Origin of the sequence: Pasteurella bettyae CCUG 2042 (assembly GCF_000262245.1) — a bacterium.
GTDB classification, from domain to species: domain Bacteria; phylum Pseudomonadota; class Gammaproteobacteria; order Enterobacterales; family Pasteurellaceae; genus Basfia; species Basfia bettyae.
The window spans coordinates 124078-149117 of sequence record NZ_AJSX01000033.1; the positions used below are offsets into that span (position 1 = coordinate 124078).

The following is a 25040-nucleotide window of genomic DNA, read 5'->3' on the forward strand; positions in this document are numbered from 1 at the left end:
TATATTGAATGGTCTTGATATTAAAGGGTGAAATAAAAATTTCCTGTATATTTGTTCAATTTTTACAAGTATTCAGACAATTTTCTATCGCAATCGTTTGCTGAGTGATAAAATAAATCTTAACCCATTACAGTGAAAAAGGTTAATCAAAATGAATAGATCCTTATCCCTTGAATTTTCAAGAGTGACCGAAGCTGCAGCTATTGCTGCCCATGCCTGGATTGGTCGTGGTGACAAAAATGCAGCAGATGATGCCGCAGTCAAAGCAATGCGTTATATGCTTAATCGTATCCATATGGACGGCGAAATTATTATTGGTGAAGGTGAAATTGATGAAGCACCCATGCTTTATATCGGTGAAAAAGTCGGCTCTGGTATAGGTGAACAAATCACCATTGCTGTAGATCCTATTGATGGCACAAGAATGACGGCTTTGGGCCAATCTGGAGCCTTAGCAGTACTTGCAGCGGGTGGTCGTAATACCTTTATCAAAGCACCTGATATGTATATGGAAAAATTAGTGGTAAATGGTGAAGCTAAAGGCATGATTGATTTAAATTTACCTATTGAACAAAACTTACGCCGAGTGGCTTCACGTAAAGGTAAATTAATGTCTGAATTAGTGGTCATGGTGCTAGCTAAACCTCGTCACGATGAAGTAATTAAACAAATTCAAGCTTTAGGTGCAAAAGTATTAGCGATTCCAGATGGTGATGTAGCTGCTTCAGTACAAGTATGCTTACCAGATTCAGAAGCAGATGTTTTATATGGAATTGGTGGTGCACCAGAAGGCGTCATTACTGCAGCCGCAGTACGTGCTTTAGGAGGAGATATGCAAGCTCGCTTAATTCCACGTAATCAAGTAAAAGGCGATACCCCTGAAAATATTCAATTAGCCAAAAGTGAAATTGCTCGCTGTCACGAAATGGGTGTAAAAGTGAATGAAATTTTACATCTTGAAGATATTGCTCGTGATGATAACCTGGTGTTTATGGCAACTGGAGTCACCCATGGCGATTTATTACAAGGCATACAAATTAAAGGCAGTTTTGCAACCACAGAAACCTTGATGATTCGTGGTCAATCTCACACTATTCGTCGTATTCAATCTATGCATTATTTAGATGGTAAAGATCCAGACTTATATAAGTCTATCGGATTATAATTTCTATAAATTTTAATGTGGGTCAGCTTAGGCCCACTATAAAAAATTTCTTTATTTTAGACCGCACTTTCTTTCTCTAAACGCCAATCTTTCTGCATTAAAAGGTGCTATTTCTAGCAAAATTTGCTATAATTGACATAATTTTTTCAGAGTAAAAACAGAGAAAGATTATGTCAGAAAATCCACAAGAAAATTATGGTGCAAGTAGCATTAAAGTCCTTAAAGGTTTAGATGCTGTACGTAAACGTCCTGGTATGTACATTGGCGATACTGATGATGGCACAGGTTTGCACCATATGGTGTTTGAGGTTGTAGATAATGCTATTGATGAAGCATTAGCAGGCTACTGTAAAGATATTATCGTCACTATCCACGAAGATAACTCAGTATCTGTGCAAGACGATGGTCGTGGCATTCCTGTTGATATTCATCCTGAAGAAGGCGTATCTGCGGCAGAAGTAATTATGACTGTACTACACGCAGGTGGTAAATTTGATGATAATTCCTATAAAGTATCTGGTGGTTTACATGGCGTGGGTGTATCTGTCGTAAATGCGCTTTCAGATACATTACAACTAACAATTCGCCGCCAAGGTCATGTATATGAACAATTCTATAATCTTGGTGAACCTAAAGCACCTTTGACACAAATTGGTGACACTGATAAAACAGGAACCACTGTTCGTTTCTGGCCAAGCCCATCAATCTTTACAAAAACTGTTTTTGAATATGAAATTCTGAAGAAACGCTTACGTGAATTATCTTTCTTGAACTCTGGCGTTTCTATTAAATTATTTGATCAACGTGATGGCACAAATGACCACTTTCATTATGAAGGCGGTATTCAAGCATTCGTTGAATACTTAAACCAAAATAAAACACCAATTCACCAAAAACCATTCTATTTTAGTACTGAAAAAGACGGTATTGGTGTGGAAATTTCATTGCAATGGAATGACAGTTATAACGAAAACATTTACTGTTTTACCAATAATATTCCTCAACGTGATGGTGGCACCCACTTAGCGGGCTTCCGAGGTGCATTAACTCGTACCTTAAATGCCTATATGGATAAATCAGGTTTAAACAAAAAAGGGAAAAGTGACAAGGTCGACACTTCAGGCGATGATGCTCGTGAAGGACTTGTGGCGGTTATCTCAGTGAAAGTACCTGATCCAAAATTCTCATCTCAAACTAAAGATAAGCTCGTATCTTCAGAAGTGAAAGGTGCGGTTGAATCTGCAATGAATGAGCGTTTACAAGAATACTTAGATGAAAATCCTAATGAAGCGAAGATCATTGCAGGTAAAATTATTGATGCGGCACGTGCTCGAGAAGCTGCCCGTAAAGCTCGTGAAATGACTCGTCGTAAAGGCGTATTAGATATCGCTGGATTGCCTGGTAAATTAGCAGACTGCCAAGAACGAGACCCTGCACTTTCAGAATTATACTTAGTGGAAGGGGACTCTGCGGGTGGTTCTGCAAAACAAGGGCGTAACCGTAAAAATCAAGCGATTCTACCGTTGAAAGGTAAAATTCTAAATGTAGAAAAAGCACGCTTTGATAAAATGCTTTCTTCTCAAGAAGTTGGAACATTAATTACTGCATTAGGTTGTGGTATCGGTCGTGATGAATATAATCCAGACAAAATGCGTTATCATAAAGTCATTATCATGACCGATGCGGATGTGGACGGTTCCCATATTCGTACATTATTATTGACCTTCTTCTATCGTCAAATGCCTGAAATTATTGAACGTGGTTACGTATATATTGCACAGCCACCACTTTATAAAGTGAAAAAAGGTAAACAAGAGCAATATATTAAAGACGAACCTGCAATGACTCAATATGAATTAGCCATTGCCTTAGAAGATGCTGCCCTTTATGTAAATAAAAATGCACCTGCAATGACAGGTTTACCATTAGAAACCTTAGTGGCTGAATATAATAATGTAAATCAAATGATCGATCGTTTACATCGCCGTTATCCAGAAGCCTTGTTGAAAGAGCTAATTTACTATCCGCAATTAACTACTGAATTAATGAAGGATGTTACTGCGGTTGAAAACTGGGCAAAAACTTTAATTAGTCAACTAACTGAAAAAGATACTCACGGTAACCATTATTCATACCAAATAGTAAATAATCCTGAACGTCAATTAAGTGAAGTGATTTTAACTGTTCGTACTCATGGTGTAGATAACAATTACAGCCTAGATCATAACTTCGCAAATGGTAACGAATATGCTCGTATCATAAAATTAGGTAATCAATTAAAAGGATTACTGGAAGAGGGAGCTTATGTTACTCGTGGTGAACGCCAATTAGAAATCACATCATTTGAAGAAGCTATTGATTGGTTAGTGAAAGAATCTCGTCGTGGTTTAACTGTACAACGTTATAAAGGGCTAGGAGAAATGAATCCTGAACAACTTTGGGAAACCACTATGGACCCTGATGCCCGCCACATGTTAAAAGTAACGATTAAAGATGCTGTGGCAGCTGATCAGCTCTTTACAACCTTAATGGGTGACGAAGTAGAACCTCGTCGTGACTTCATCGAAAGTAATGCACTACGAGCGAACTTAGATATCTAATTAACATCAAAGGCTTAGTTTTTCTAAGCCTTTTTTATATTATAGGTTAATCCTAATTTTAAAAGGAAAGAACAATGGCACAACAAATTTGTATTATTACGGGTAGCACTTTAGGAGGTGCGGAATATATCGGTGATCACCTCTGTGATTTATTAGAACAACAAGATTTTACTACGCAAGTAGAAAATCATGCATCATTAGCTAATATTGAAGGGCAAAAGCTTTGGCTAGTGGTGACTTCAACTCATGGTGCAGGTGAATTACCAGATAATTTAAAACCACTTTTCCAAGAAATTAAAGATAACAATACTGATTTGTCAGAAGTACGTTTCGCCGTTGTTGGTTTAGGCAATTCAGATTATGATACGTTCTGCCAAGCAGTAAACAAGGTGGAAACAGCGCTAAGCAAACAAGGAGCTAAACAAATCTGTAACTCATTACGTATTGATGTACTTACTATTGAAGACCATGAACAAGCCGCCGAAGATTGGTTACCTAATTTTGTAAATGCACTATAAAACTCAAGCTAACTTTTCACAAAAAATAAAGGCAGAATTTACCATCTGCCTTTTTTATCACATTATTTTTTCGGCATACTTGCCAAAATTTTTGTGAGCAATTGCCAATAAGTTTGGACGGCTGGAATATGCACTTTTTCATCAGGTGAATGAGCATTAACAATAGTTGGTCCAATAGAAATAAAATCCAATGCAGGATAGATTTTTTTCAGTAAACCGCATTCTAAACCAGCGTGAATCACTTTAATTTCAGGAGGATAGCCTAACAATTCAGCATAAATATCCTTAGTTAAACTAAGAATTGGAGTTTCTGCATGAGGCTCCCAACCTGGATAACGTCCAGAGAATGTGATCGTTGCATCTGATAATGAAGTTAAAGAAAGTAATAAACTATTAATATAATCTGTACCGCTATCAATCAGTGAACGAACTAAAATCGTACCTTTTATCGATTGTTCTGTGGTTTTTAATACCCCAAGACTCAATGAACTTTCTACCACATTTTCAACAACATCACTATTACGAATTACCCCATTTGGCAATACATTTAGCAAATGAATGACTTTCATTGTGGTACTTTCACTAAAAACTTGTACAGCATTTTCACCTTTTTCAATAAAGAATGTTAAATTAGGTTCAACTAAAGCTAATTCAGTTTTTAATAAACTTTCGAACTCTGCAACTGCTTGAGTTAAGACCGTAACATCACCATTAAAGCTTATCGTTGCAAAGGCTTCACGAGGGATAGCATTACGTACAGAACCACCACGAATATCACTTAATGAGAAACTAAACTGCGGTTGTTTTTGCTGTAAATTTGCTAAGAAACGAACAAGTGTTTTAATTGCACTTGCACGCCCCGTATGAATATCACAACCTGAATGACCGCCACGTAAGCCTTTTAAAACCAATTTATAAGTATGTTCATAATGATTGGTTTTCCATTCTACAGGAATGGTTAAATCGCCATTTTCACCACCAGCACAACCGATATAGATTTCACCATTTTCTTCCGTATCAGTGTTAATCATAACTTCAGAGGTTAACCAATTTGCACGTAATCCTATCGCCCCTTCCATACCAGCTTCTTCAGTCATAGTCAGTAGCACTTCTAAATCAGGATGAACTAAATCATCACTATCTAAAATCGCTAGCGTTGATGCCATACCGATACCATTATCTGCACCTAAGGTTGTGCCTTTTGCAGTGACCCATTCTCCTTCAATATAAGGTTGAATAGGATCAGTTTCGAAATTGTGTTGTGTATCTTCATTAGCTTGTGGCACCATATCTAAATGTGCTTGTAAAGCGACTGGCTGAGCATTTTCCATACCCGCTGTAGCAGGTTTACGAATTAATACGTTACCTGCTTCATCACGTTCAGCATAAAAACCTTTTCCTTTTGCCCAATCAACAATAAATTCAGCTAATGTATTTTCATGGTAAGAAGGATGGGGAATTGAACAAATTTTATCAAACCATTTCCAAAGCAATGTGGGTTGTAATGTTGTTATCATAAATCACACCTTATTTAAAAAGTTAACTTATCTAAATACCATGTTTAGGTATCTATTTATCATACAGATAGCATAACATAAATTATAACAAGCCTAAATCTTACATTTGTCGATTCAATAAGCTTCCTTAAAATATTTTAAAAAGGTAAGCCTAACCCAAAAACATCAAAAAAGGCATGTGCAAGCATAAAAGGTAATAATGTTGAGAATCGTAACCTTAATAATACAAATATTAAACCAAATAAGGTAACAGTAGTGGCTGCAAATAAACCTTGATACGTATGGAATAAAAAGCGAATAACTAGTCCGAAAATAATGACATAAGGTAACCATTTTTTAGGAACGGTAAACATAAGTCCTAAAAAATAAAGTTCTTCATAAAATCCATTTAGTATAGCAGCTGCAATTAAAGAAAAAGAAAGATAAGGTTGTAACTCTGCATATGATGAAACATCAACATTATTTTCAGTAGGAAATATCAACATATAAAATAAGTGATCTATTCCTCCAGCTAATAAAATAAATAATAACGCTAAAGGCAATGTCAGTTTATTGATAGAAAAATTAAGTTGCTTAAAATCAAAATGACGCCACCATAAATAAGCAAATGCAATACATAAAGAGAAAAGCTCAAATACCAACAATGAATAATTATCTTCGGAATTTAAGTTCAAGTCTGTAGGTGATTCAAGCCCCGCCTGTTGTAATGAAAGGTACTGCTCTAAAGACGCATAAATTGAGCTGCCAAAAAAGATTAGGGTTAATAGTAAAATATCTATTAAATTAAGTGTCGTTTTTTTCATCATCATCCTTTATATCTAGTTAAAACAATCATCCATAATTACTGTTATCATATCGTATATTTAACTGAGCTTTCTCCTTGCATTTATAATCTATTCATATCATTTTTGCTTAAAAAATACCAAATTTATCGCTGAAATGTCATTGATATCTTAAAAATAATAGCATAAAAGTGTAATTCGAGTTATCCTTATGCAATTTTATTAATTATGCAACAAAGGTATATTTTATTATGAGCGAAAAATATGTTGTTACGTGGGATATGTTCCACATGCACGCACGCAAATTAGCAGAACGTTTACTTCCAGCATCCCAATGGAAAGGCATCATTGCGGTAAGCCGTGGTGGTTTATTCCCAGCAGCAGTATTAGCACGTGAATTAGGTCTTCGTCATGTAGAAACCGTGTGTATCGCAAGTTATGATCATGATTTACAAGGTGAATTAAAAGTAATCCACAAAGCGAATACCGATGGAGAAGGCTTTATTGTGATAGACGATTTAGTCGATACGGGAAATACCGCTCGTGAAATTCGCAAAATGTATCCTAAAGCAAAATTTGTTACAGTATTTGCAAAACCAGCAGGAGCATCATTAGTGGATGATTACGTAATTGATATTCCACAAAACACTTGGATTGAACAACCTTGGGATTTAGGTATCACTTTTGTTCCACCTTTAGCTCGTAAATAATTTCTTCTCATATTGTAAAAGGGTGGATATCAGTCCCCCTTTTCATTCAAATCATTTTCTAATATTTAATTCCTACTGACTAGTCTAAAAGTGCGGTCTTTTTTATTAAAATTTATAACAATCGTTTGTTCTGTTTAAAACAAATATCACAAATATTCACAAGATAATTCTTTTTATAGAAAAATAATTTTAAAAAAAATAGATAAATGACTTATAAATTTATATAACTATATAATTTAAAAGAATTTATAGATTATTTATCACTTAATTTACTCGTAAACATAAAGAATAAAACACCAAACAATATTTAACACCATTGTTAAATATTATGATACAGATCTCAGATTTTCATCAAAAAATGAATAATAATTAGCCCATATCAATACCTATCAGGTTATTTTCCACCTCTCCAAGGAATGAATATGCCTAAAATTATTTTAATTCATGCTGTTACTGCAGCAATGGATCCTGTTAAACAAGCCTTTAAACAAAATTGGGCTGAAGCAAAAGTTTTAAATATTCTAGATGAAACCCTTTCTGATGATCGGGCAAAATCTAAACAATTAACCCCTCAATTAACACAACGAATTTTAGACCTCACACAGTATGCGATCAGTAAAGAGGCTGATGGCATATTGTTTACTTGTTCCGCTTTTGGTGATGCTATTGAACAAGCCACAAAAAATTCTCCAGTTCCTGTTTTAAAGCCTAATGAAGCCATGTTTCGCTTGGCTCTAGAAAAAGGAACTAAGATTGGAATGATCGCTTCATTTCAGCCTGCTGTAGCAGGAATGGAAGAAGAATTCTATGAACTTGCTAAAGAAATCAATCCTCAAGCAACGATTCGTACAGTTTGTGTAACTGAAGCAAAAGAAGCCTTAAATCAAGGTGATATTAGATTACATGACAAGCTCATGGCTGAAGCAGCCAAGCAATTTACTGATGAAGATATTCTATTATTAGCACATTTTTCATCATCAACTGCATTGTCATTAGCCTCTACAATGACGACTAAACCTATTTTAACTAGTCCTCAAAGTGCGGTGGAATTACTTAAAAATAAATTAGCAAATCTTAAATAAAATAATAGGAGTTTTACTATGAAAATTATCGTATTACCTGGCGATGGTATTGGTCCTGAAATTACAGCTGGTGCAGTAAAAGTACTACAAGCTGCTAATGAAAAATACAATTTAGATCTTCATTTTGATTATGAAGAAGTCGGTTTTCCTAGTTTAGAAAAGTATGGCACGACCCTTCGCCAAGAAACATTAGAAAAAGCTAAAACCTATGATGGAATTATTTTGGGTACTCAATCACATGCTGATTATCCAAAACCCGAAAAAGGTGGTCGTAATGTTTCAGCTGGCTTCCGTATCGGTTTAGACTTATATGCAAACGTACGTCCAGCACGCTCTCGCCCATTCTTACCAACAAATATGAGCCCAGGTAAAAGTATTGATTTAGTGATCATGCGTGAAGCAACCGAAGGCTTCTATCCAGATCGCAACATGACCCAAGGTTGGGGGGAAGTAATGCCGTCTCCAGATATGGCTCTTTCAATTCGTAAAATTACTCGCCATTGTAGTGAACGTATTGCACGTAAAGCTTTTGAATTAGCCATGACTCGTCGTAAGAAAGTTACTGCAATTCATAAGGCAAACAGTTTCCATATGACTGATGGCTTGTTCTTAGAAGCAGTTCGTGATGTAGCTAAAGAATTCCCAGAAGTTGAATTAAATGATTTATTAGTCGATGCATCAACAGCCCACTTAGTAAGAACTCCTGAACGTTTTGACGTATTAGTCGCAACTAATTTCTACGGCGATATTATCAGTGACTTAGCCAGTGAATTATCTGGTAGTCTTGGTCTTGCAGGTTCAATTATGGCAAGTGACTTATATTGCTGTGCTCAAGCACAACATGGTTCTGCTCCAGATATCGCAGGGCAAGATAAGGCGAACCCAGTATCAATGATTTTATCTGTAGCCATGATGGTCGAATGGATGGGTAACAAACATAACAAACCTGAATTAATAAAAGCAGCTAAAGCAATGACAGAAGCCGTGGATAAAGTATTAGAAGATCCAAGCGCAAGAACCCCTGATCTTGGTGGTAAATCAACATGTTCCGCATTTAGTGAAGCTGTTGCGAAAATTGTTAAAAATCTCTAATTATAGTGAATCAGTTAGCACTCAGGTGCTAACTGAAACTATGCATGAATATAATAGAGGTTATAAATAACCTCTATTATAGAGGTCTTATTTATGACTAATGAAACTGATATCAAATTCACATCTTTTCAATTTAAAAATGTAATTGAGCAAAATTTTAAATTACCTAACCATACATGCGATTGCCACCATCATATTTTCAATCGCAATTTTCCATATACACCTGAAGATACTCGTGATTTACCCAATGCAACAATGGATGATTTTGTCCAATTCAAAAAATATATGGGGGTAGAACGACATATTTTGGTTCAACCATCTTCTTATGGTGTAGATAATCGCTGCTTAATAGATGCTCTAGAAAAAGGAGGTAAACTTTGTCGTGGGGAAGCGGTAATTGACGAAAGCTTTACTCACAAACAATTACAAGATTTAGCTGATAAAGGTGTCGTTGGAATTCGGTTTAACTTTGGTGCGGGTAATTATGCGAGCGCAGACAATTTACTAACTTTAGCTGAAAGAGTCCATGAATTTAATTGGCATATTCAAATTCATGCAAAAGCTGATCAATTATCTGAACTCTACCCACTTTTAACTAAAATTAAAAATCCAATTATTTTTGATCATTATGCACAATTGAAACAGCCAACAGCTTTCAAACATCCATTCTGGAAGCAATTATTAAAACTAATTGATCAACAAAATTGTTGGGTTAAATTATCCGGCCCTTATCATACCTCTACAAAAACAGACTTCTCAGATTTAGAGCAAATTACGAAAGAATTTCTTCGAATTGCGCCTGAACGTTTAGTGTGGGGATCAGATTGGCCTCACCCTAATTTAACTTCATCACACAAAAATATGCCTGATGATAGATATTTTCTTGCATTATTTAATTCCTGGTTAGGCAGTGATGCCATGCGGCAAAAAATTTTTGTCGATAACCCAACAACATTCTTTTTTAAATAATAGCGGAGTTATTATATGAGTATTTTACAAAATAAAAATTTCGTAAATGCGCTTATTTGTGTTGCTATAGGAATACTCATTTGGTTTGCCCCAATTCCTGAAGGCATACAACCGAAAGCCTGGCATTTATTTGCGATCTTCGTTTCAACGATTTTAGGTTTTATTCTCCAACCATTCCCAATGGGTACAACCGTACTGATTTCATTACCTATTGCAGTATTTACTGGAGTATTAAAATTAGGTGAAGCACTTAGTGGATATAACAGCAGTACCGTATGGTTGGTACTTTCAGCTTTTCTATTTTCTAAAGTGATTATTAAAACGGGGTTAGGCATTCGCATTGCCTATTTACTCATCAAATATTTTGGGAAAAGCTCATTGTCTTTAGGCTACATTATTGTCGTCACAGACTTAATTCTCAGTCCTGCAATGGACTCTAATACTGCACGTGCTGGCTCAATTTATCCGATTGTACGTAGCCTTTGTGATGCATTCAATTCTACACCAGAAAATGAAAACCGTTCGTTTGGCTCATTCTTAATGCAATGTGAATTCCAAGGTAACTGTGTAACCTCTGCGGTATTTATGACCGCCATGGCAGGGGTTCCACTTTCACTTTCGTTAGCACAAGAATCTTTCAATATTAGTATTTCTTAGGGAACTTGGTTCTTAGCGGCATTATTACCAAGCTTAATTGCAATTATTGTAACTCCATTTGTAATTTATAAATTATCACCACCAAGCATCAAAAAAACCCCTTTAGCTCGAGATCTTGCAGAAAAAGGTTTGGCTGAATGTGGTCCAGTAACATTCCAAGAAAAATTAACTTTAACTATTTTCCTATTAGCAATTCTTTTATGGTCAACTGCTTCATTGACAGGCTTCAATATCACTGCAATTGCAATGTTAGCGGTTGTACTTTCTGTAATAACAGGCCTAATTAATTGGAAAAAAGATGCTTGTACTGATAGTGCGGCTTGGGATACTTTTGTATGGATGGGTGGAATTATCGGTTTAGCTGGTTTATTAACAAAATTTGGACTTGTACCTTGGTTTGCTACAACAGTATCTGGTCACTTAACGGGTCTTTCCTGGCCTATGATTCTTGCAACTCTTGCTATTGTGTATATGTACTCACATTATGCCTTTGCTAGTGGCACAGCTCACGTAGTGGCAATGTATATTCCATTCGTAACGGTATCTATTTCCGCTGGTGTTCCTCCAATATTAGCTGTATTAACTTTTAGCTTTATTGCCCCTATTTTCCAAGGTTTAACTCATTATTCAATGGGTTGTGCACCAATTTACTTTGGTTCAGGATATACCAGCTTAAGAACTTGGTGGATTATTGGTTTCGTATTATCAGCTATCTACTTAATTATCTACGCATTAGTCGGCCCAATGTGGTGGAATATTTTAGGACTATGGGGATAATCATAATGAAACAATATGCATTAACAGGTTGTCGCACCTCAGAGTTCCGTAATGCTCGTGGCAAAGGTATTGAAGTATATGAAGTTGTCAATAATCAATGGCAACATCTTTATACCATGTCTGTACCTTTTGATAATCCTTCTTGGCTGACCTTTGACGACAAACGCCAACAACTTTACGTGATTTATGGTGATGGAGAAAAAGTCAGCCAATTTAAATTTAACAAACAAAATGGTCAACTAAGTTATATAAATTCAGTAACAACAGGCCCTCGTCATCCTAATAAAGACTTACAACCAGAACGACGTAATAATCCCGTATGTTCTTGTTTAACGCCTGATGCACAACATTTACTTATTGCTAATCATGAAGGCGGAAATATTGCCATATTAAATTTCGATGTAGATAACAATGTGGTGTCAACAGATAAATTTATTTTTATACCTGGTAAACAAGATCCAAGCTATCAAGATAAAAGTTTATCTCGCCCACATCAAACCTTATTTGATAATTCTGGCAAATTTATGTTAGTGCCAAATCAAGGTCGTAAAGCTGGAAATGGTATTGACATGGTGCAAGTGTATAAAATCGTCGGAGATGACTATCAACTAGTACACATCGCTATAACTACAGAGGGCTGTTGGTCTCGCCATATTTGTTTACATCCAAGCAATAAATTCATTTATTGTGTAAATGAATTAGATTGTACAGTTACAGTGTTCTCTTTTAATGATGAAACAGGGGAATTAAAACAATTACAAGAAATTAAAACCTTAGATATCAATAGCAAATATGATGTTAGTGAAATTCAATTACATCAAAATGGTAAATTTTTATACGTTTCTAACCGTATTCATAACAGTATTTCACTATTTTATGTACAAACAGATGGCACATTAAAATTACAGAAATGGTTTGAATCAGGCGGAAAAACTCCAAGATTCACGACTTTATCACCAGATAATAAGTATTTTTATATTGCTAACGAAGATAGTGATAATATCGTTCAGTTAAAAGTTAATCCTGATAATGGTTATTTAGAACCCACAGGGACTATTATTGCAAACAAAAGCCCAACCTTTATCTGTTTTATTTAAAATAATCATAAAATTCTCCACAAGTTGACCGCACTTTGACTCCAAGTGCGGTCTTTTTTCATTGTTTTTGCAACTTGGCGGTGTAAAATAAAATCCTACCATTTATCATAAAAGGAGAAAATGATGACTAAAGTTATTCATACAGAAAAAGCCCCTGCTGCAATTGGTCCTTATGTACAAGCTGTCGATTTAGGTAATTTAGTAATGACTTCAGGACAAATTCCAGTAAATCCTGCTACAGGTGAAGTCCCTACAGATATCACCGCACAAGCACGCCAATCATTAGAAAATGTAAAAGCCATTATTGAACAGGCAGGTTTAACCGTTGGTGATATTGTAAAAACTACTGTATTCGTAAAAGACCTAAATGATTTTGGCACAGTCAATGCGGAATATGAACGCTTCTTTAAAGAAAATAATCACCCTAATTTTCCAGCACGTTCTTGCGTAGAAGTCGCTCGTTTACCCAAAGATGTTGGTTTAGAAATTGAAGCTATTGCTGTGCGTAAATAACTTATAGTACAACTAAAAAATAAAAGGCAGATAAATTAATCTTCTGCCTTTTATATATGGAAAACTTATACCAGACTTATCAAAAGTGCGGTCAAAATTTAAAAAATTTTCTTAATCTCTTTGAAAAACTTCCAACCTTGTTTGGTATTCATTAAACGCATTGAATTATCTTTTGAGATATATCCCCCTTTCACTACATCAAAAATTTTTTGACTAGGATTAAGGTCAGATTTCAAGATTTCTGCCTGGCTTTTATCCTCTGATAAGATGACATAAATTGCCAAAGTTTGATTATCTGGATCTGCTAATTTAATATCTGCAATATCAAAAGGCCGAATACATTGTTGTTTTAGTTCCGACCAACTATAGCCAGCAGAAGAAATACAATTATGTTCATCACGATCAGCACCCACTAGTAGTGTTTCTGATTCAGCTGTAGAACAAGCCGATAAAACCATAACCATAGTTCCTACGAATAATTTGAATTTCATTTTATTCTCCAATAAAAAAGCTGATCCAACAGATCAGCTTTTCCATCAACCTAAATTAACGTCTTGGTAAATAACGGGTTGGATCCACTGATTTACCTTTGTAACGAATCTCAAAGTGTAACTTAGTACTATTCGTACCAGAGCTACCCATTTTCGCAATTTGTTGACCCGCTTTCACTTCTTCTTGATCGCTTACAGAAATGCTATCATTATGAGCATAAGCACTTAAGAAGCCATCATTATGTTTAATAATGATTAAGTTACCATAACCTCGTAATGCATTACCTGCATACACTACTCGACCAGCTGCAGCGGCATAAACTGGTTGACCTTTTGAACCACTGATATCAATCCCTTTATTACCACCATCGGAATCAGAGAAGCCTTGAATAACCTTACCTGTGGTTGGCCATTTCCAAGCAATATTAGAAACTGGCGCTGGCGTACTTGATGCAGTACCAGCTATCACACCACCGGTGGTTGCAGTAGCTGTCATTGTTCCTGCAGTTCCTGCTGTTACACCTGGATTAGCTACTGCATTACCCGCACTTGCCACAATTGGTCCTGTAGTATTAACTGTAGGTGCAGCAGCACCAGCAGAGGCTTTAACTGGTCCAGTGACTGTTCCATCAGAACCATATTGCGTACCATTAGCCCCTGCAGTATATGTAATTGATGGTTCAACTGGCACCTCTGTACATTGTTGTTCTGTCACTGTTTGAGTCTCAGTTTTACTTGAAGCTGCTGAACCATTAGCAACCTTCAATGTTTGACCAACTTTTAAGTTATAAGGCTCTGACATGCCATTTAATGCGGCTAATTCTTTTACATCCATACCAGAAATATAAGCGATTAAAAACATTGTATCGCCTTTATTCACCGTATAAGTGCTACCCTTATAGAAGCCTTTATCAATCTTACTATAATCAGGAGCATTCGTTGTTGAATTACGAGGAATCTCTAAATTCTTACTTGATGTTGCACCAGATTTGTCTATTTTTGGTTTTTGTTTCGTCACAGTTTTACACACTGTTTTGGTTTGTGGCGTAACAGAGGTTTGCACCGCAGGCTGAGTGGCTACTGGTGCACTTGGTATTGATGCTGGCATAGTTGGAGTTGTAGTCACAGGACCACTCATTGTTGCAGGCATTGAACTCTGCTGTACTTCAGGTTGCCAGGATCCAGAAGAACTATTATCGACAGGTTGCATTATACCTGGGCTTAACGAACCATCTACACTTTCTACAGGTGCTGGTGAATTTGACGAAGAGCTACAAGCAGATAAAACTGCAATAGCAATAGGTAATAACAAAAATGATTTTTTCATTATTTATATGTTCCTTTAATTATTTCATATTTGCAGGCATGCTTTGTTGCTGAACTTCAGGCATAAAACTACCGCCTGCAACGGCTCCTGTTCCTTCTACAGGTTGCATAATACCATTTGGTAAAGCATTCTCATCTTTTACTTCTGGAGCAGACGAGCAAGCAGACAACGCTGCAATCATAGACAACAAAATTGCTAATTTTTTCATTTTATTCAACCCTATTTTAAAATCAAATATGCGATCACTGCTAAAGCAACTACCGCCCAGCCAATCACTTCTATTGACTTACGTAGTTTAGCTGCGAAACGTTCACCGCCCCAAGCAGCTAATTTAGCGACTAATAAAAAACGTGCTGCCCGTGAAACAAAAGCAGTAATCACAAATGGAATAAAAGCCATTTGCATCACACCAGCAGCAATGGTGAAAACTTTATAAGGGATCGGTGAGAATCCTGCCACAAAAACAACTAAAATACCCCATTCTTTAAACCAAGAAATCGCAGTATCCCAATGTTGTTGATAACCCCATTTAATAATATAACTTTGCACAAAATCAAAGGCATAATAACCGATAGCGTAACCAATCATACCACCAATAACTGATGCAATAGCTGTATAAAGTGCTAATCTGATCGCTGTTTTCGGTTTTGACATTGACATTGGAATCAACATCACATCAGGCGGAATAGGAAAAAAAATAGCTTCAATAAAACTGACTAAACATAACCAAAATGTTGCAAAACGATGTTTTGACCACTCCATCGTTTTATCATACATTGCACCGAAAATTTTCAAAATAATGCCCTTAACTATAAGTTGTGCATAGAACTGATTAATTATTCACTTTCTAACCAGTCTTGTAAAGCCTTCATTGAAGGATAAGAGGTCATATCAACCTGAATTGGGGTAATTGACACATATCCGTTTGCTACCGCATCGAAATCAGTCCCTTCACAAGCATCTTTTGGCAGTCCTGCTGGCCCAATCCAATAGATATTTTCTCCTCGAGGATCTTGTTGTTTAATTACTTCCGCTGCTGATTCTCGATATCCTAACCGACAAACTTTAATTCCTTTAATTTGTTCATAAGGAAGATCTGGAACATTAATATTAATAATTTCTCGAGGATTAAGCAGCTGTGTATGTAATTTAGGAATGAGATCACATACAATACGTGCCGCAGTATCATAATGCTGACGACCATCTAATGATACTGCAATTGCTGGTAAACCTAAGTGGCGGCCTTCTAATGCTGCCGCAACTGTTCCTGAATAGAGAACATCATCACCTAAATTTACCCCTGCATTAATACCTGAAACCACAAGATCTATACGACCAGATAAAAAACCATTGAGTGCTAAATGAACACAATCTGCAGGCGTTCCATTGACGCAATAATTTCCATCATCTAAACGACGAGGACGTAAAGGTTCCACAAGGGTTAATGAACCTGAGGCAGCACTACGATTGAGATCTGGTGCAACAATAGTGACATCAGCCAATTTACGCAGTTCTACTGCTAAAGTTTGAATACCTTCTGCATGGTAACCATCATCATTAGAAAGGAGTATATTCATTTTATTATCCGAAAAATTATATTATCTAATCAATTATTAAATTGTTTCATCCACCACCGCCAATTCACGTACTAAAGCGGTAGCATAGCTCCCCGCAGGTAAGTAGAACTTTAAGGTGAGTCCATCTTTGCCAAATGCCCATTGAAAATTTTGTGGCTGCATTAAAACTGGACGGCGAGTTGGTTTCATACGTTGCTGTTTCATCAAGTGAATGATCTCTTGATGCTGCCCCACTATTTGATTTTCAAGTTGACAAGCAACTTGAGCGGTTTCCCCAATAAGAGGGGCGGTCAGTTGTAAATCTCGTTGTGCTAAACGGTTTTGCAAAATCGCTAAATCTTCATTTTCATCTGCCACAAACCAACTATGTGAGCCTGTTAATTGCAGAATATCATTAGCTAATACTTGGTTTGCCACACCTTGTTGGATACGTTCAGACACGACCAAATTAAATACTTCACTACGAGCTGCAGATAAATAAAAACTACGTTTTTGACGATCTTTAACTTTAATTTCACCTCTTGCCCAACGCATAGCTTGAGTAAGATTATGACCATCTTTACCAAAGCGTTGTTCAGTAAAATAATTAGGAAATCCAAAATTTTTTATTTTTTCTAACCGCACTTTTAGTTCATCAGTTTCTACAATATTACGCAGTAAGATTTCAAAATAATTACCAACTAAACTGCCTATACGAATTTTTCGATGATGTCTTGTTACTTGCAAAATTTCCACACCATCCATTTTGAACTGACTAAAATCAGGTGTTGCTTGACCTGGCATTTGTAAACAAAACCACTGTTCAGTAATAGCTTTACGATCTTTTAATCCTGCATAGCCCATATTGCGCAGAGGAACTCTCGCAAATTTTGCTAATTGTTCACCCACATAAATGCTGTTGTTATTTGTTTTACGTACTTTAACTGCGACAAACTCTCCCTCACCTGACATTTCATAGCCAAGTTCTTCTTTCACAATAAAATCCGCACATTCTGACTTTAAAAGTGCGGTCTGTTTTGGTGGAGTTTGTAAATAAGCAAGGGCTAACATTAGACTTTTACCAATAATGCTACAGCTTCAGTGGCTATGCCTTCACCTCGACCAGTAAAACCGAGTTTTTCAGTAGTCGTAGCTTTTACATTCACTTGCGTTAAATCACATTGTAAATCTGTGGCAATCACAGTACGCATAGCATCAATATGAGGACGCATTTTAGGGGCTTGAGCAATAATAGTGACATCCACATTACCAATTTTATAACCTTTCTCTTGCACTTGACGAAAGGCTTCACGTAATAAAATACGACTGTCTATATTTTTGAATTGCATATCAGTATCAGGGAATAATTTACCAATATCCCCTAAAGCAACCGCACCTAATAGGGCATCAGTCAATGCATGTAATGCGACATCGCCATCAGAATGGGCAATAAAACCTGTATGGTAAGGCACTTCCACACCTGCAATTATCAATGGACGAGATTCACCAAAAGCGTGCACATCAAAACCATGACCAATTCGAATCATATCTATTCCTTTCCTTTTAAATCACCAATGAGCCTCAAAGCCCAGCGTGATAATTAATATATTACATTTGAGCGACGGCTTAAATAAAACTCCACCAAAGCAAGATCTTCAGGACGGGTGACCTTTAAATTATCACTACGCCCCGCCACTAAGTGCGGTCGAAAACCAGAAAATTCCATAGCAGAAGCTTCATCCGTTACCACTAAACCTTGTTCACTTGCATACTGTAGTGCTTGACTTAATAGATCTACACGAAAAAATTGAGGAGTTTGAGCTAGCCATAATTGACTACGGTCTTCGGTTTTTTGAATTTGTAGCTGTGATGTTGCACGTTTAATGGTATCCACAGCGGGAATGGCTAAAATAGCACCTTGCTCATCGGTAATTTGTAATAATTTATCTAAATCTTCATGAGTTAAACAAGGGCGTGCTGCATCATGAACGATTACCCAAGCCCTTTTATCAGTAATTACTTGCAAGCTATTAAATACAGAATCGGCTCGGTTAGCCCCTCCTTTTACCACTTTAATTTTAGGATGCTCAGTAATAGCTAACTGAGGTAAATAGGGATCATTTTCGGCAACTGCAATAATTACTTGTTGAATAGGTTGATAACTCAATAAAACATCTAAGGTATGCTCTAATAAAGTTTTACCTAATAACTGTAAATACTGTTTTGGTTTATCTGCTTGCATACGACTTCCCACACCAGCAGCAGGAACGACGGCAATAATTGAACGAGATTCAGCCATTATTTATTTTCTTTTGAGATGCGATAGAAAGTTTCATTAGGCTTCACTAATTCATATTGTAACCGTGCACGTTCCTGAATTGCATCCACCCCTTCACGTAAATCTTTAATCTCCGCGGCAACCACTTGATTACGTTGTGAAAGCTTAGTGTTTTCTTCTTTATGAACAGCAATTTCACTGGCGGTTTCTTTATAATCTAAATAGCCGTTTTTGCCAAACCAAAAATCATATTGGAATAATAAAAGCACCACAGTAAGAGTTAAAATTAATAAGCGCATTTGATTCTTTTTATATGGACTGAAAATGTCTATAGTGTAGGGGAAAATGAGGGATAAAAAAAGACCGCACCTATAAAAAGTGCGGTCTGTTTTCACAAGATTTTATTATTTTTCTTCTTTTTTAGCATCTTCACTCAAGAAACCTGATTTAACACCGTGCATATCTGGCAATTGGTGAGCAATTCCTTTATGACAATCAATACAGGTTTTGCCTTCAGCCATTGCAGCAGTATGCATACGCTCTGCAACAGATTTTTGTTGTGAGAAGTCCATTGAATTGAAGTTATGACAGTTACGGCATTCTTGAGAGTTATTCGCTTTCATACGTTTCCACTCATTTTGTGCCATTTCTAAACGTTTAGCTTCAAATTTTTCTTTCGTATCAACATGCCCCATGAAATAACTATATACTTCTTTTGCAGCCTGTACTTTACGAACCCATTTAGGAATAAATTCATGTGGTAAATGACAATCTGCACAAGCGGCACGCACCCCACTATGATTAGTATAATGGATAGTTTGACGATATTCTGGCACCACATCATTCATATGACATTGAGAACAGAATTCTTCAGTACTCGTTTCTTCAATTGCTAAATTAAAACCACCCCATAATAAAACACCCGCAATTGCAGAAAGTAAAACCACAACACCAACCGCCATTTTACTTGGTGATTTAAACCAATTACAAAAAGATTTTAATGCTTTCATAAATCACCCCGATTATTTATTTTGAGTACGTTTAATAGTTTCAAATTTATTTTGTACAATAGGATCCACATCAGTTTGTTGAACATGGCATTGTAAACAGAAATAACGGCGTGGTGATTCTCCTTCTTTCACTTCACCATCACGAGTAATAAAGTGACTTTGAGGTAAACGTGGGGCACCTGTAGTTTTATAAAAATCTAAACCATGGCAACCTAAACATTGATTAACATTTTTAGTCACTTGCAAACCGCGAATACTATGTGGCACAAGAGGAGGTTGATTAATAAAAGTCACAGGAATATTACTGCGACTTTTTTGTGGGTTTTGAAACGCAGGCTCAACTTTTTCTGAGATTCCCTCAATACTTGAAGGCACTTCGGTTTGGTTTACAATATTACTTTCAGCAAATGCAAATCCAGCCATCATTGTAAGTAATATAATGAGATACTTTCTCATAATTCACTCCGTATAGTAATTAAATAATTCTGTTACCTTGTTTCGCAAAACGAGAGGTAAACTCAAAAACATGTTCAGGGCAGACATCAATACAACGTCCGCAAGTAATACAATCTTTGGATAACACAATTGTGCTATCATCAGGATTACCATGTAATGGTGTTCTTAAAACCTGTGGTTCTGGGCAGACATTATAGCAATCCATGCAGCGGTCACATCGATCTCGATCAATAACGCCCACTTTAATTACACTTTTTGCACCAATTAATGCATAAGCCGCACCCACTGGACAAATATGACCACACCAACCATGTTCAGCAACCAGTAAATCAAAGAAGAAGATTACTGCTACTAACCATAATGTTGCGCCTAATCCATATACAAACACACGACCTAAAGCAGCAACTGGATTAATCCATTCCCATAATAAAGTTCCAGATACTGCACTCCCCACTAAAATCATCACAAGGATGGCATAACGTAATCCTCGTGGAATTTTAGCCGATTGGCGAATACCTAATTTACGACGTAACCATGCTGCGGTATCAGTCACCATATTTAATGGGCAAACCCAAGAACAAAAGGCCTTACTTGCTACCACTGCATAAAATGCAACGATAATCAGTGAACCAATCAACATTTTCCACTCAGGTAAATAACCTGTTGAAAGCACTTCGGCAGTCATTAATGGATCAGTCATAGGAACTGTATCAAACAATAAACTACCACTATAATTTCCTTTCAAAATCCATACATTCCAAAATGGGCCACTTAAGAACATTAAGATAATACTTAATTGGCTTAAACGACGTAGGATAATGAATCGGTAGGCATGCCACCAGCCTAATTTTTGTCGAGCTTCAAGTCCGACATCTCTAGGAGAATTTGCTTTAAAAGTATTATTTTGTGCCATCTTTTAACCCCTTAAGATTGAGATCTAAATTAGGGAAATGTTCTGGCGCATCCACTGTAGTTGAATTAGGCACATAGTCTTGGGTTGCACGACTAGGTGTTGCCACTCGTTGGTTTGGCTGAACCTGCATAGGTTGATATGTTGGTTCAACCTTACCCTCAGGCATACGAGCATCAAAAGAACGGAAACCATCTGGATGAACGTCTTCAACCAGAGATTTACCCGCATTTTGTTTTTCTTGCCAACCTAAACGATAGTGACGGCCTAATAAACCTTTCGCAAGATCCATCGGTAACACTTTAATTGCAGCTTCTTCTAATACACAAGCTTGTTCACACTTACCACAGCCTGTACAAGCATCAGAATGTACAGTTGGAATAAGTTTTGCATGAATTACCGTACGGTCATTATGTATTCTTTCTAATGTAATCGCCTTATCCACTAATGGACAAACACGATAACATACGTCACAACGCAACCCTTGCCAGTTCAAACAAGTCTCATGGTCAAGCAATACAGCTAAACCCATTCTTGAATCATTGATATCTTTAAGCTCTTCACTTAAAGCACCCGTAGGGCAAGCATTCATACAAGGAATATCCACACACATTTCACATGGCTTATCACGAGCAATGAAATAAGGTGTTCCGGCTTCCATAGGAGAAAGTAAAGATGCTAAGTGCAACATGTCATAAGGACATGCCTGCACACATTGTCCACAACGAGTACAAGCAGCTAAAAAATCTTTCTCTGGTAATGCACCAGGTGGACGTAATGCTACGCCCTCTCTGGCAACACTTTGTTGCTGTTGCAATCCTAAAATAACACCAACACCACACACACCAGCAGCAGTACGGGTAGCATTTTTTAAGAATTGACGACGATTTGGATCCATTTTCATAGTGGTTTCCTTAGTAGAACGGTAAAATTCGTTAAAAAAACACCGCACTTTTCATGTAATTATTTATTTTAGTTGGATGGGCAAAGTCGCCCACCCACTAACATAACTACACTTTCACCACTTTAACCGCACATTTTTTATAGTCGGTTTCAAATGAAATTGGATCTGTTGCATCAAGTACAACTTTATTTAATAACTGACCCGCATCAAAGAATGTTGAGAAAACCAAACCTTCTGGGGTTTTGTTACGACCACGTGTATCAATATGAGAAATCATTTCACCACGACGAGAAATTACTTTCACTTGATCACCATGACGTAAACCACGTTTCTTCGCATCTTCAGGATGCATCCATACTAAGTTATTTGGGAAGGATTTATGTAACTCAGGAACACGACGTGTCATCGTACCTGTATGCCAATGTTCAAGTACACGACCTGTACATAACCATAAATCATATTCTTCATCTGGATTTTCAGCAGGTTTTTCGTAAGGCACCCCTAAAATCACCGCTTTACCATCTGGATTACCATAGAATTTAACTTCTTCGCCAGCTTTTACATATGGATCATAACCTTCACGATAACGCCATAATGTTTCTTTATATTCGCCAGTTTTTTCATCCTTCACTACAGGCCAACGTAAACCACGAACTTGGTGATAAGTATCAAATGATGCTAAATCGTGACCATGACCACGACCAAACTCCGCATATTCTTCGAATAAACCTTTTTGTAAGTAGAAACCGAAGTGATCTGCTTCATCATTGATATATCCAGGAACATTTGTAGGCACTTTATAACTATCAACTTTGCCGTTACGATAAAGGACTTCATATAAGGTTTTGCCTCGAAGTTCTGGCGCTTTCGCTAACAATTCTTCTGGCCATACTTCATCAGTTTTGAAATATTTAGAGAATTCGACTAATTGCCATACATCTGAACGAGATTCACCAGGGCCTTTAACTTGTTGACGCCAGAATTGAGTACGACGCTCTGCATTACCATAAGCACCTTCTTTTTCAACCCACATACAAGTTGGAAGGATTAAATCTGCCGATACTGCTGATACTGATGGATAAGGGTCTGATACTACAATGAAGTTATCTGGATTACGCCAACCAGGGAAAATTTCTTCATTAATATTTGGACCACCTTGCATGTTGTTAGTACACATTTGCCATAAGAAATTAAGTTTGCCATCTTTTAAGGCACGGCTTTGAGCAACCGCATGGAAACCTAATTGATCTGAGATGAAACCCTCTGGTAATCCCCAAGATTTTTCTACCGTTGCACGGTGCTTAGGATTAGTAACAACCATATCTGCAGGTAAACGGTGAATAAATGTTCCGACTTCACGGGCAGTACCACAAGCTGATGGTTGACCTGTTAATGAGAATGGTCCACAACCTTCAATAGCAATCTTACCTGTTAACAAATGTACGTTATACATCATTTGGTTCACCCATACACCACGTGTATGTTGGTTGAATCCCATAGTCCAGAAAGACACTAATTTTTGGTTAGGATCTGCATACATTTTTGCTAATAATTCAAGTTGTTCTTTTGGTACACCTGAAATTTCATGGGCTTTTTCTAATGTATACTCAGAAACAATTTTTTTGAATTCTTCAAAATCACTATCATACATTTTGCCCGCAGTTTTCGCATTTTTAGCCGCTTGTTGTAAAGGATGTTCTGGACGTAAACCATAACCGATATCCGTTTCACCACGTTTAAATTTAGTGTGTTTGTTTACGAAATCCCAATTAACTTTATCATTTTGGATAATGTAGTTAGCAATGTAGTTTAAAATTGCTAAGTCTGATTGTGGTTTAAAGATAATTGGTGTATCCGCTAATTCGAATGAACGATGTTCGAATGTTGACATAACCACAACTTTAACTTTGTTATCTGATAAACGGCGATCTGAAATACGTGACCATAAAATCGGATGCATTTCAGCCATGTTTGAACCCCAAAGTACAAAGGCATCGGTTTTTTCGATGTCGTTGTAACAGCCCATTGGTTCATCCATACCAAATGTACGCATAAATGCAACCGCAGCTGATGCCATACAGTGACGGGCATTCGGGTCAATAGTATTAGAACGGAAACCACCTTTCCAAAGTTTTACTTTTGCGTAACCTTCAAAAATAGTTGTTTGACCTGAAGAGAACATGCCAACTGCGTTAGGGCCTTTCTCTTTAATAATTTTTTTGATTTTATCTGACATAATGGTAAAGGCTTGATCCCAAGAAATTGGTGTAAAATCACCTTCTTTATCAAACTTGCCATTTTTCATACGCAACATTGGTGTTTGCATACGGTCAGCACCATACATAATTTTAGATAGGAAGTAACCTTTAATACAGTTTAAACCACGGTTTACTTCTGCATCTGGGTCACCTTGAGTTGCTACTACCCGACCATCTTTAGTCCCTACAAGTACACTACAACCCGTACCACAATAACGGCATGGTGCTTTGTCCCAACGGATACCTGAATCATCGGTTTCGGCATATACATTTTTTACAGGAATCGCAATCCCTGCAGCAGCAGCCGCTGCCGCAGCAGCATTCGCTTTTACAAACTCTCTACGATTGAGTTCCATAACATACCCCACGTT

At 36.9% G+C, this 25040-nt stretch carries 25 protein-coding genes and 1 pseudogene; 10 read left to right on the forward strand and 16 right to left on the reverse strand.

Features of this window, described 5'->3' with window-relative positions; translation table 11 throughout:
* Window positions 1-151: 151 nt before the first annotated feature.
* The 3 genes from glpX (at window position 152) to mioC (ending at window position 4283) form a co-directional block, all read left to right on the forward strand.
* Window positions 152-1165 carry a class II fructose-bisphosphatase gene (glpX, locus tag HMPREF1052_RS06650; protein WP_005760951.1) on the forward strand — a complete coding sequence of 338 codons (1014 nt, stop codon included), beginning with the start codon at window positions 152-154 and terminating at the stop codon, window positions 1163-1165.
* Window positions 1166-1335: 170 nt separating this feature from the next.
* The gene (gene gyrB / locus HMPREF1052_RS06655; RefSeq protein ID WP_005760765.1) at window positions 1336-3765 is read left to right on the forward strand and encodes a DNA topoisomerase (ATP-hydrolyzing) subunit B; all 2430 of its coding nucleotides are present in this window, start codon (window positions 1336-1338) and stop codon (window positions 3763-3765) included.
* 74 nt (window positions 3766-3839) lie between these two features.
* Window positions 3840-4283: an FMN-binding protein MioC gene (gene mioC, locus HMPREF1052_RS06660; RefSeq protein ID WP_005760794.1), complete on the forward strand. Its 444-nt coding sequence runs from the start codon at window positions 3840-3842 to the stop codon at window positions 4281-4283.
* A 62-nt stretch (window positions 4284-4345) separates the two neighbouring features.
* On the opposite strand, the gene HMPREF1052_RS06665 is transcribed toward mioC, so the two are convergent.
* Window positions 4346-5800, reverse strand: coding sequence for an aminoacyl-histidine dipeptidase (locus HMPREF1052_RS06665; RefSeq protein WP_005760730.1), 1455 nt, complete (start codon window positions 5798-5800; stop codon window positions 4346-4348).
* Window positions 5801-5937: 137 nt separating this feature from the next.
* Window positions 5938-6603, reverse strand: a complete 666-nt coding sequence (locus HMPREF1052_RS06670; protein WP_005760785.1) for a CPBP family intramembrane glutamic endopeptidase — start codon at window positions 6601-6603, stop codon at window positions 5938-5940.
* Between the two features lie 230 nt (window positions 6604-6833).
* Here HMPREF1052_RS06670 and gpt point away from each other — a divergent pair, with 230 nt between their 5' ends.
* From gpt to HMPREF1052_RS06705, 7 genes and pseudogenes are all read left to right on the forward strand, one after another.
* Window positions 6834-7292 (forward strand): xanthine phosphoribosyltransferase, encoded by a 459-nt coding sequence (gene gpt / locus HMPREF1052_RS06675; protein ID WP_005760744.1) that lies wholly within the window; start codon window positions 6834-6836, stop codon window positions 7290-7292.
* A gap of 422 nt (window positions 7293-7714) precedes the next feature.
* Window positions 7715-8374, forward strand: coding sequence for an aspartate/glutamate racemase family protein (locus tag HMPREF1052_RS06680; RefSeq protein ID WP_005760852.1), 660 nt, complete (start codon window positions 7715-7717; stop codon window positions 8372-8374).
* A gap of 18 nt (window positions 8375-8392) precedes the next feature.
* Complete coding sequence (locus HMPREF1052_RS06685; RefSeq protein ID WP_005760713.1) at window positions 8393-9466, forward strand: isocitrate/isopropylmalate dehydrogenase family protein; 1074 nt, start codon at window positions 8393-8395, stop codon at window positions 9464-9466.
* A gap of 93 nt (window positions 9467-9559) precedes the next feature.
* Entirely contained in the window at window positions 9560-10435 is an 876-nt protein-coding gene (locus tag HMPREF1052_RS06690; protein ID WP_005760801.1) for an amidohydrolase family protein, read from the forward strand.
* Window positions 10436-10450: 15 nt separating this feature from the next.
* Window positions 10451-11869 (forward strand): annotated as a pseudogene (locus tag HMPREF1052_RS11510) (DASS family sodium-coupled anion symporter).
* A gap of 5 nt (window positions 11870-11874) precedes the next feature.
* On the forward strand, window positions 11875-12966 hold the full coding sequence (locus tag HMPREF1052_RS06700) for a lactonase family protein (protein ID WP_005760898.1): 1092 nt from the start codon (window positions 11875-11877) through the stop codon (window positions 12964-12966).
* Window positions 12967-13089: 123 nt separating this feature from the next.
* Window positions 13090-13479, forward strand: a complete 390-nt coding sequence (locus tag HMPREF1052_RS06705; protein ID WP_005760909.1) for a RidA family protein — start codon at window positions 13090-13092, stop codon at window positions 13477-13479.
* 98 nt (window positions 13480-13577) lie between these two features.
* Here the strand turns inward: HMPREF1052_RS06705 and HMPREF1052_RS06710 are convergent, their stop codons facing one another.
* The 14 genes from HMPREF1052_RS06710 to napA form a co-directional block, all read right to left on the reverse strand.
* Window positions 13578-13970, reverse strand: a complete 393-nt coding sequence (locus HMPREF1052_RS06710; protein ID WP_040596394.1) for a hypothetical protein — start codon at window positions 13968-13970, stop codon at window positions 13578-13580.
* A 55-nt stretch (window positions 13971-14025) separates the two neighbouring features.
* Complete coding sequence (nlpD, locus tag HMPREF1052_RS06715) at window positions 14026-15297, reverse strand: murein hydrolase activator NlpD (RefSeq protein ID WP_005760782.1); 1272 nt, start codon at window positions 15295-15297, stop codon at window positions 14026-14028.
* Window positions 15298-15316: 19 nt separating this feature from the next.
* Window positions 15317-15505 (reverse strand): hypothetical protein, encoded by a 189-nt coding sequence (locus HMPREF1052_RS06720; RefSeq protein ID WP_005760870.1) that lies wholly within the window; start codon window positions 15503-15505, stop codon window positions 15317-15319.
* Window positions 15506-15516: 11 nt separating this feature from the next.
* A complete protein-coding gene (locus HMPREF1052_RS06725) occupies window positions 15517-16092 on the reverse strand; it encodes a YqaA family protein (protein ID WP_005760758.1) in 576 nt (191 codons plus the stop codon).
* Between the two features lie 41 nt (window positions 16093-16133).
* Window positions 16134-16874, reverse strand: coding sequence for a 5'/3'-nucleotidase SurE (gene surE / locus HMPREF1052_RS06730; RefSeq protein WP_005760901.1), 741 nt, complete (start codon window positions 16872-16874; stop codon window positions 16134-16136).
* Window positions 16875-16910: 36 nt separating this feature from the next.
* Window positions 16911-17924, reverse strand: coding sequence for a tRNA pseudouridine(13) synthase TruD (truD, locus tag HMPREF1052_RS06735; protein WP_005760735.1), 1014 nt, complete (start codon window positions 17922-17924; stop codon window positions 16911-16913).
* Window positions 17924-18400, reverse strand: a complete 477-nt coding sequence (gene ispF / locus HMPREF1052_RS06740; protein WP_005760764.1) for a 2-C-methyl-D-erythritol 2,4-cyclodiphosphate synthase — start codon at window positions 18398-18400, stop codon at window positions 17924-17926. Before ispF ends, truD begins: the two co-directional genes overlap by 1 nt.
* Window positions 18401-18453: 53 nt before the next feature.
* Window positions 18454-19152 (reverse strand): 2-C-methyl-D-erythritol 4-phosphate cytidylyltransferase, encoded by a 699-nt coding sequence (ispD, locus tag HMPREF1052_RS06745; protein ID WP_005760761.1) that lies wholly within the window; start codon window positions 19150-19152, stop codon window positions 18454-18456.
* Entirely contained in the window at window positions 19152-19430 is a 279-nt protein-coding gene (gene ftsB / locus HMPREF1052_RS06750; protein WP_005760949.1) for a cell division protein FtsB, read from the reverse strand. Before ftsB ends, ispD begins: the two co-directional genes overlap by 1 nt.
* 105 nt (window positions 19431-19535) lie before the next feature.
* Window positions 19536-20141 (reverse strand): NapC/NirT family cytochrome c, encoded by a 606-nt coding sequence (locus HMPREF1052_RS11245; protein ID WP_005760774.1) that lies wholly within the window; start codon window positions 20139-20141, stop codon window positions 19536-19538.
* 12 nt (window positions 20142-20153) lie between these two features.
* Window positions 20154-20597: a nitrate reductase cytochrome c-type subunit gene (locus HMPREF1052_RS11250; protein ID WP_005760830.1), complete on the reverse strand. Its 444-nt coding sequence runs from the start codon at window positions 20595-20597 to the stop codon at window positions 20154-20156.
* A gap of 19 nt (window positions 20598-20616) precedes the next feature.
* Window positions 20617-21510 carry a quinol dehydrogenase ferredoxin subunit NapH gene (gene napH / locus HMPREF1052_RS06765; RefSeq protein ID WP_005760864.1) on the reverse strand — a complete coding sequence of 298 codons (894 nt, stop codon included), beginning with the start codon at window positions 21508-21510 and terminating at the stop codon, window positions 20617-20619.
* Window positions 21497-22411: a ferredoxin-type protein NapG gene (gene napG, locus HMPREF1052_RS06770; RefSeq protein WP_005760729.1), complete on the reverse strand. Its 915-nt coding sequence runs from the start codon at window positions 22409-22411 to the stop codon at window positions 21497-21499. Before napG ends, napH begins: the two co-directional genes overlap by 14 nt.
* A gap of 106 nt (window positions 22412-22517) precedes the next feature.
* Window positions 22518-25025 (reverse strand): nitrate reductase catalytic subunit NapA, encoded by a 2508-nt coding sequence (gene napA / locus HMPREF1052_RS06775; RefSeq protein ID WP_005760825.1) that lies wholly within the window; start codon window positions 25023-25025, stop codon window positions 22518-22520.
* Window positions 25026-25040 lie beyond the last annotated feature (15 nt).

Excerpts from the sequence above, each read along its gene's own strand:
- nlpD (WP_005760782.1), bottom strand. The coding sequence starts at position 15,297 with ATGAAAAAATCATTTTTGTTATTACCTATTGCTATTGCAGTTTTATCT.
- napG (WP_005760729.1), bottom strand. The coding sequence starts at position 22,411 with ATGAAAATGGATCCAAATCGTCGTCAATTCTTAAAAAATGCTACCCGT.
- ispD (WP_005760761.1), bottom strand. The coding sequence starts at position 19,152 with ATGGCTGAATCTCGTTCAATTATTGCCGTCGTTCCTGCTGCTGGTGTG.
- napH (WP_005760864.1), bottom strand. The coding sequence starts at position 21,510 with ATGGCACAAAATAATACTTTTAAAGCAAATTCTCCTAGAGATGTCGGA.
- truD (WP_005760735.1), bottom strand. The coding sequence starts at position 17,924 with ATGTTAGCCCTTGCTTATTTACAAACTCCACCAAAACAGACCGCACTT.
- gyrB (WP_005760765.1), top strand. The coding sequence starts at position 1,336 with ATGTCAGAAAATCCACAAGAAAATTATGGTGCAAGTAGCATTAAAGTC.
- HMPREF1052_RS06700 (WP_005760898.1), top strand. The coding sequence starts at position 11,875 with ATGAAACAATATGCATTAACAGGTTGTCGCACCTCAGAGTTCCGTAAT.
- HMPREF1052_RS06670 (WP_005760785.1), bottom strand. The coding sequence starts at position 6,603 with ATGAAAAAAACGACACTTAATTTAATAGATATTTTACTATTAACCCTA.
- HMPREF1052_RS06690 (WP_005760801.1), top strand. The coding sequence starts at position 9,560 with ATGACTAATGAAACTGATATCAAATTCACATCTTTTCAATTTAAAAAT.
- surE (WP_005760901.1), bottom strand. The coding sequence starts at position 16,874 with ATGAATATACTCCTTTCTAATGATGATGGTTACCATGCAGAAGGTATT.
- HMPREF1052_RS06720 (WP_005760870.1), bottom strand. The coding sequence starts at position 15,505 with ATGAAAAAATTAGCAATTTTGTTGTCTATGATTGCAGCGTTGTCTGCT.
- ftsB (WP_005760949.1), bottom strand. The coding sequence starts at position 19,430 with ATGCGCTTATTAATTTTAACTCTTACTGTGGTGCTTTTATTATTCCAA.
- napA (WP_005760825.1), bottom strand. The coding sequence starts at position 25,025 with ATGGAACTCAATCGTAGAGAGTTTGTAAAAGCGAATGCTGCTGCGGCA.
- gpt (WP_005760744.1), top strand. The coding sequence starts at position 6,834 with ATGAGCGAAAAATATGTTGTTACGTGGGATATGTTCCACATGCACGCA.
- HMPREF1052_RS06705 (WP_005760909.1), top strand. The coding sequence starts at position 13,090 with ATGACTAAAGTTATTCATACAGAAAAAGCCCCTGCTGCAATTGGTCCT.
- HMPREF1052_RS06665 (WP_005760730.1), bottom strand. The coding sequence starts at position 5,800 with ATGATAACAACATTACAACCCACATTGCTTTGGAAATGGTTTGATAAA.
- HMPREF1052_RS06680 (WP_005760852.1), top strand. The coding sequence starts at position 7,715 with ATGCCTAAAATTATTTTAATTCATGCTGTTACTGCAGCAATGGATCCT.
- HMPREF1052_RS06710 (WP_040596394.1), bottom strand. The coding sequence starts at position 13,970 with ATGAAATTCAAATTATTCGTAGGAACTATGGTTATGGTTTTATCGGCT.
- HMPREF1052_RS06685 (WP_005760713.1), top strand. The coding sequence starts at position 8,393 with ATGAAAATTATCGTATTACCTGGCGATGGTATTGGTCCTGAAATTACA.
- HMPREF1052_RS11250 (WP_005760830.1), bottom strand. The coding sequence starts at position 20,597 with ATGAGAAAGTATCTCATTATATTACTTACAATGATGGCTGGATTTGCA.
- HMPREF1052_RS11245 (WP_005760774.1), bottom strand. The coding sequence starts at position 20,141 with ATGAAAGCATTAAAATCTTTTTGTAATTGGTTTAAATCACCAAGTAAA.
- glpX (WP_005760951.1), top strand. The coding sequence starts at position 152 with ATGAATAGATCCTTATCCCTTGAATTTTCAAGAGTGACCGAAGCTGCA.
- ispF (WP_005760764.1), bottom strand. The coding sequence starts at position 18,400 with ATGATTCGAATTGGTCATGGTTTTGATGTGCACGCTTTTGGTGAATCT.
- mioC (WP_005760794.1), top strand. The coding sequence starts at position 3,840 with ATGGCACAACAAATTTGTATTATTACGGGTAGCACTTTAGGAGGTGCG.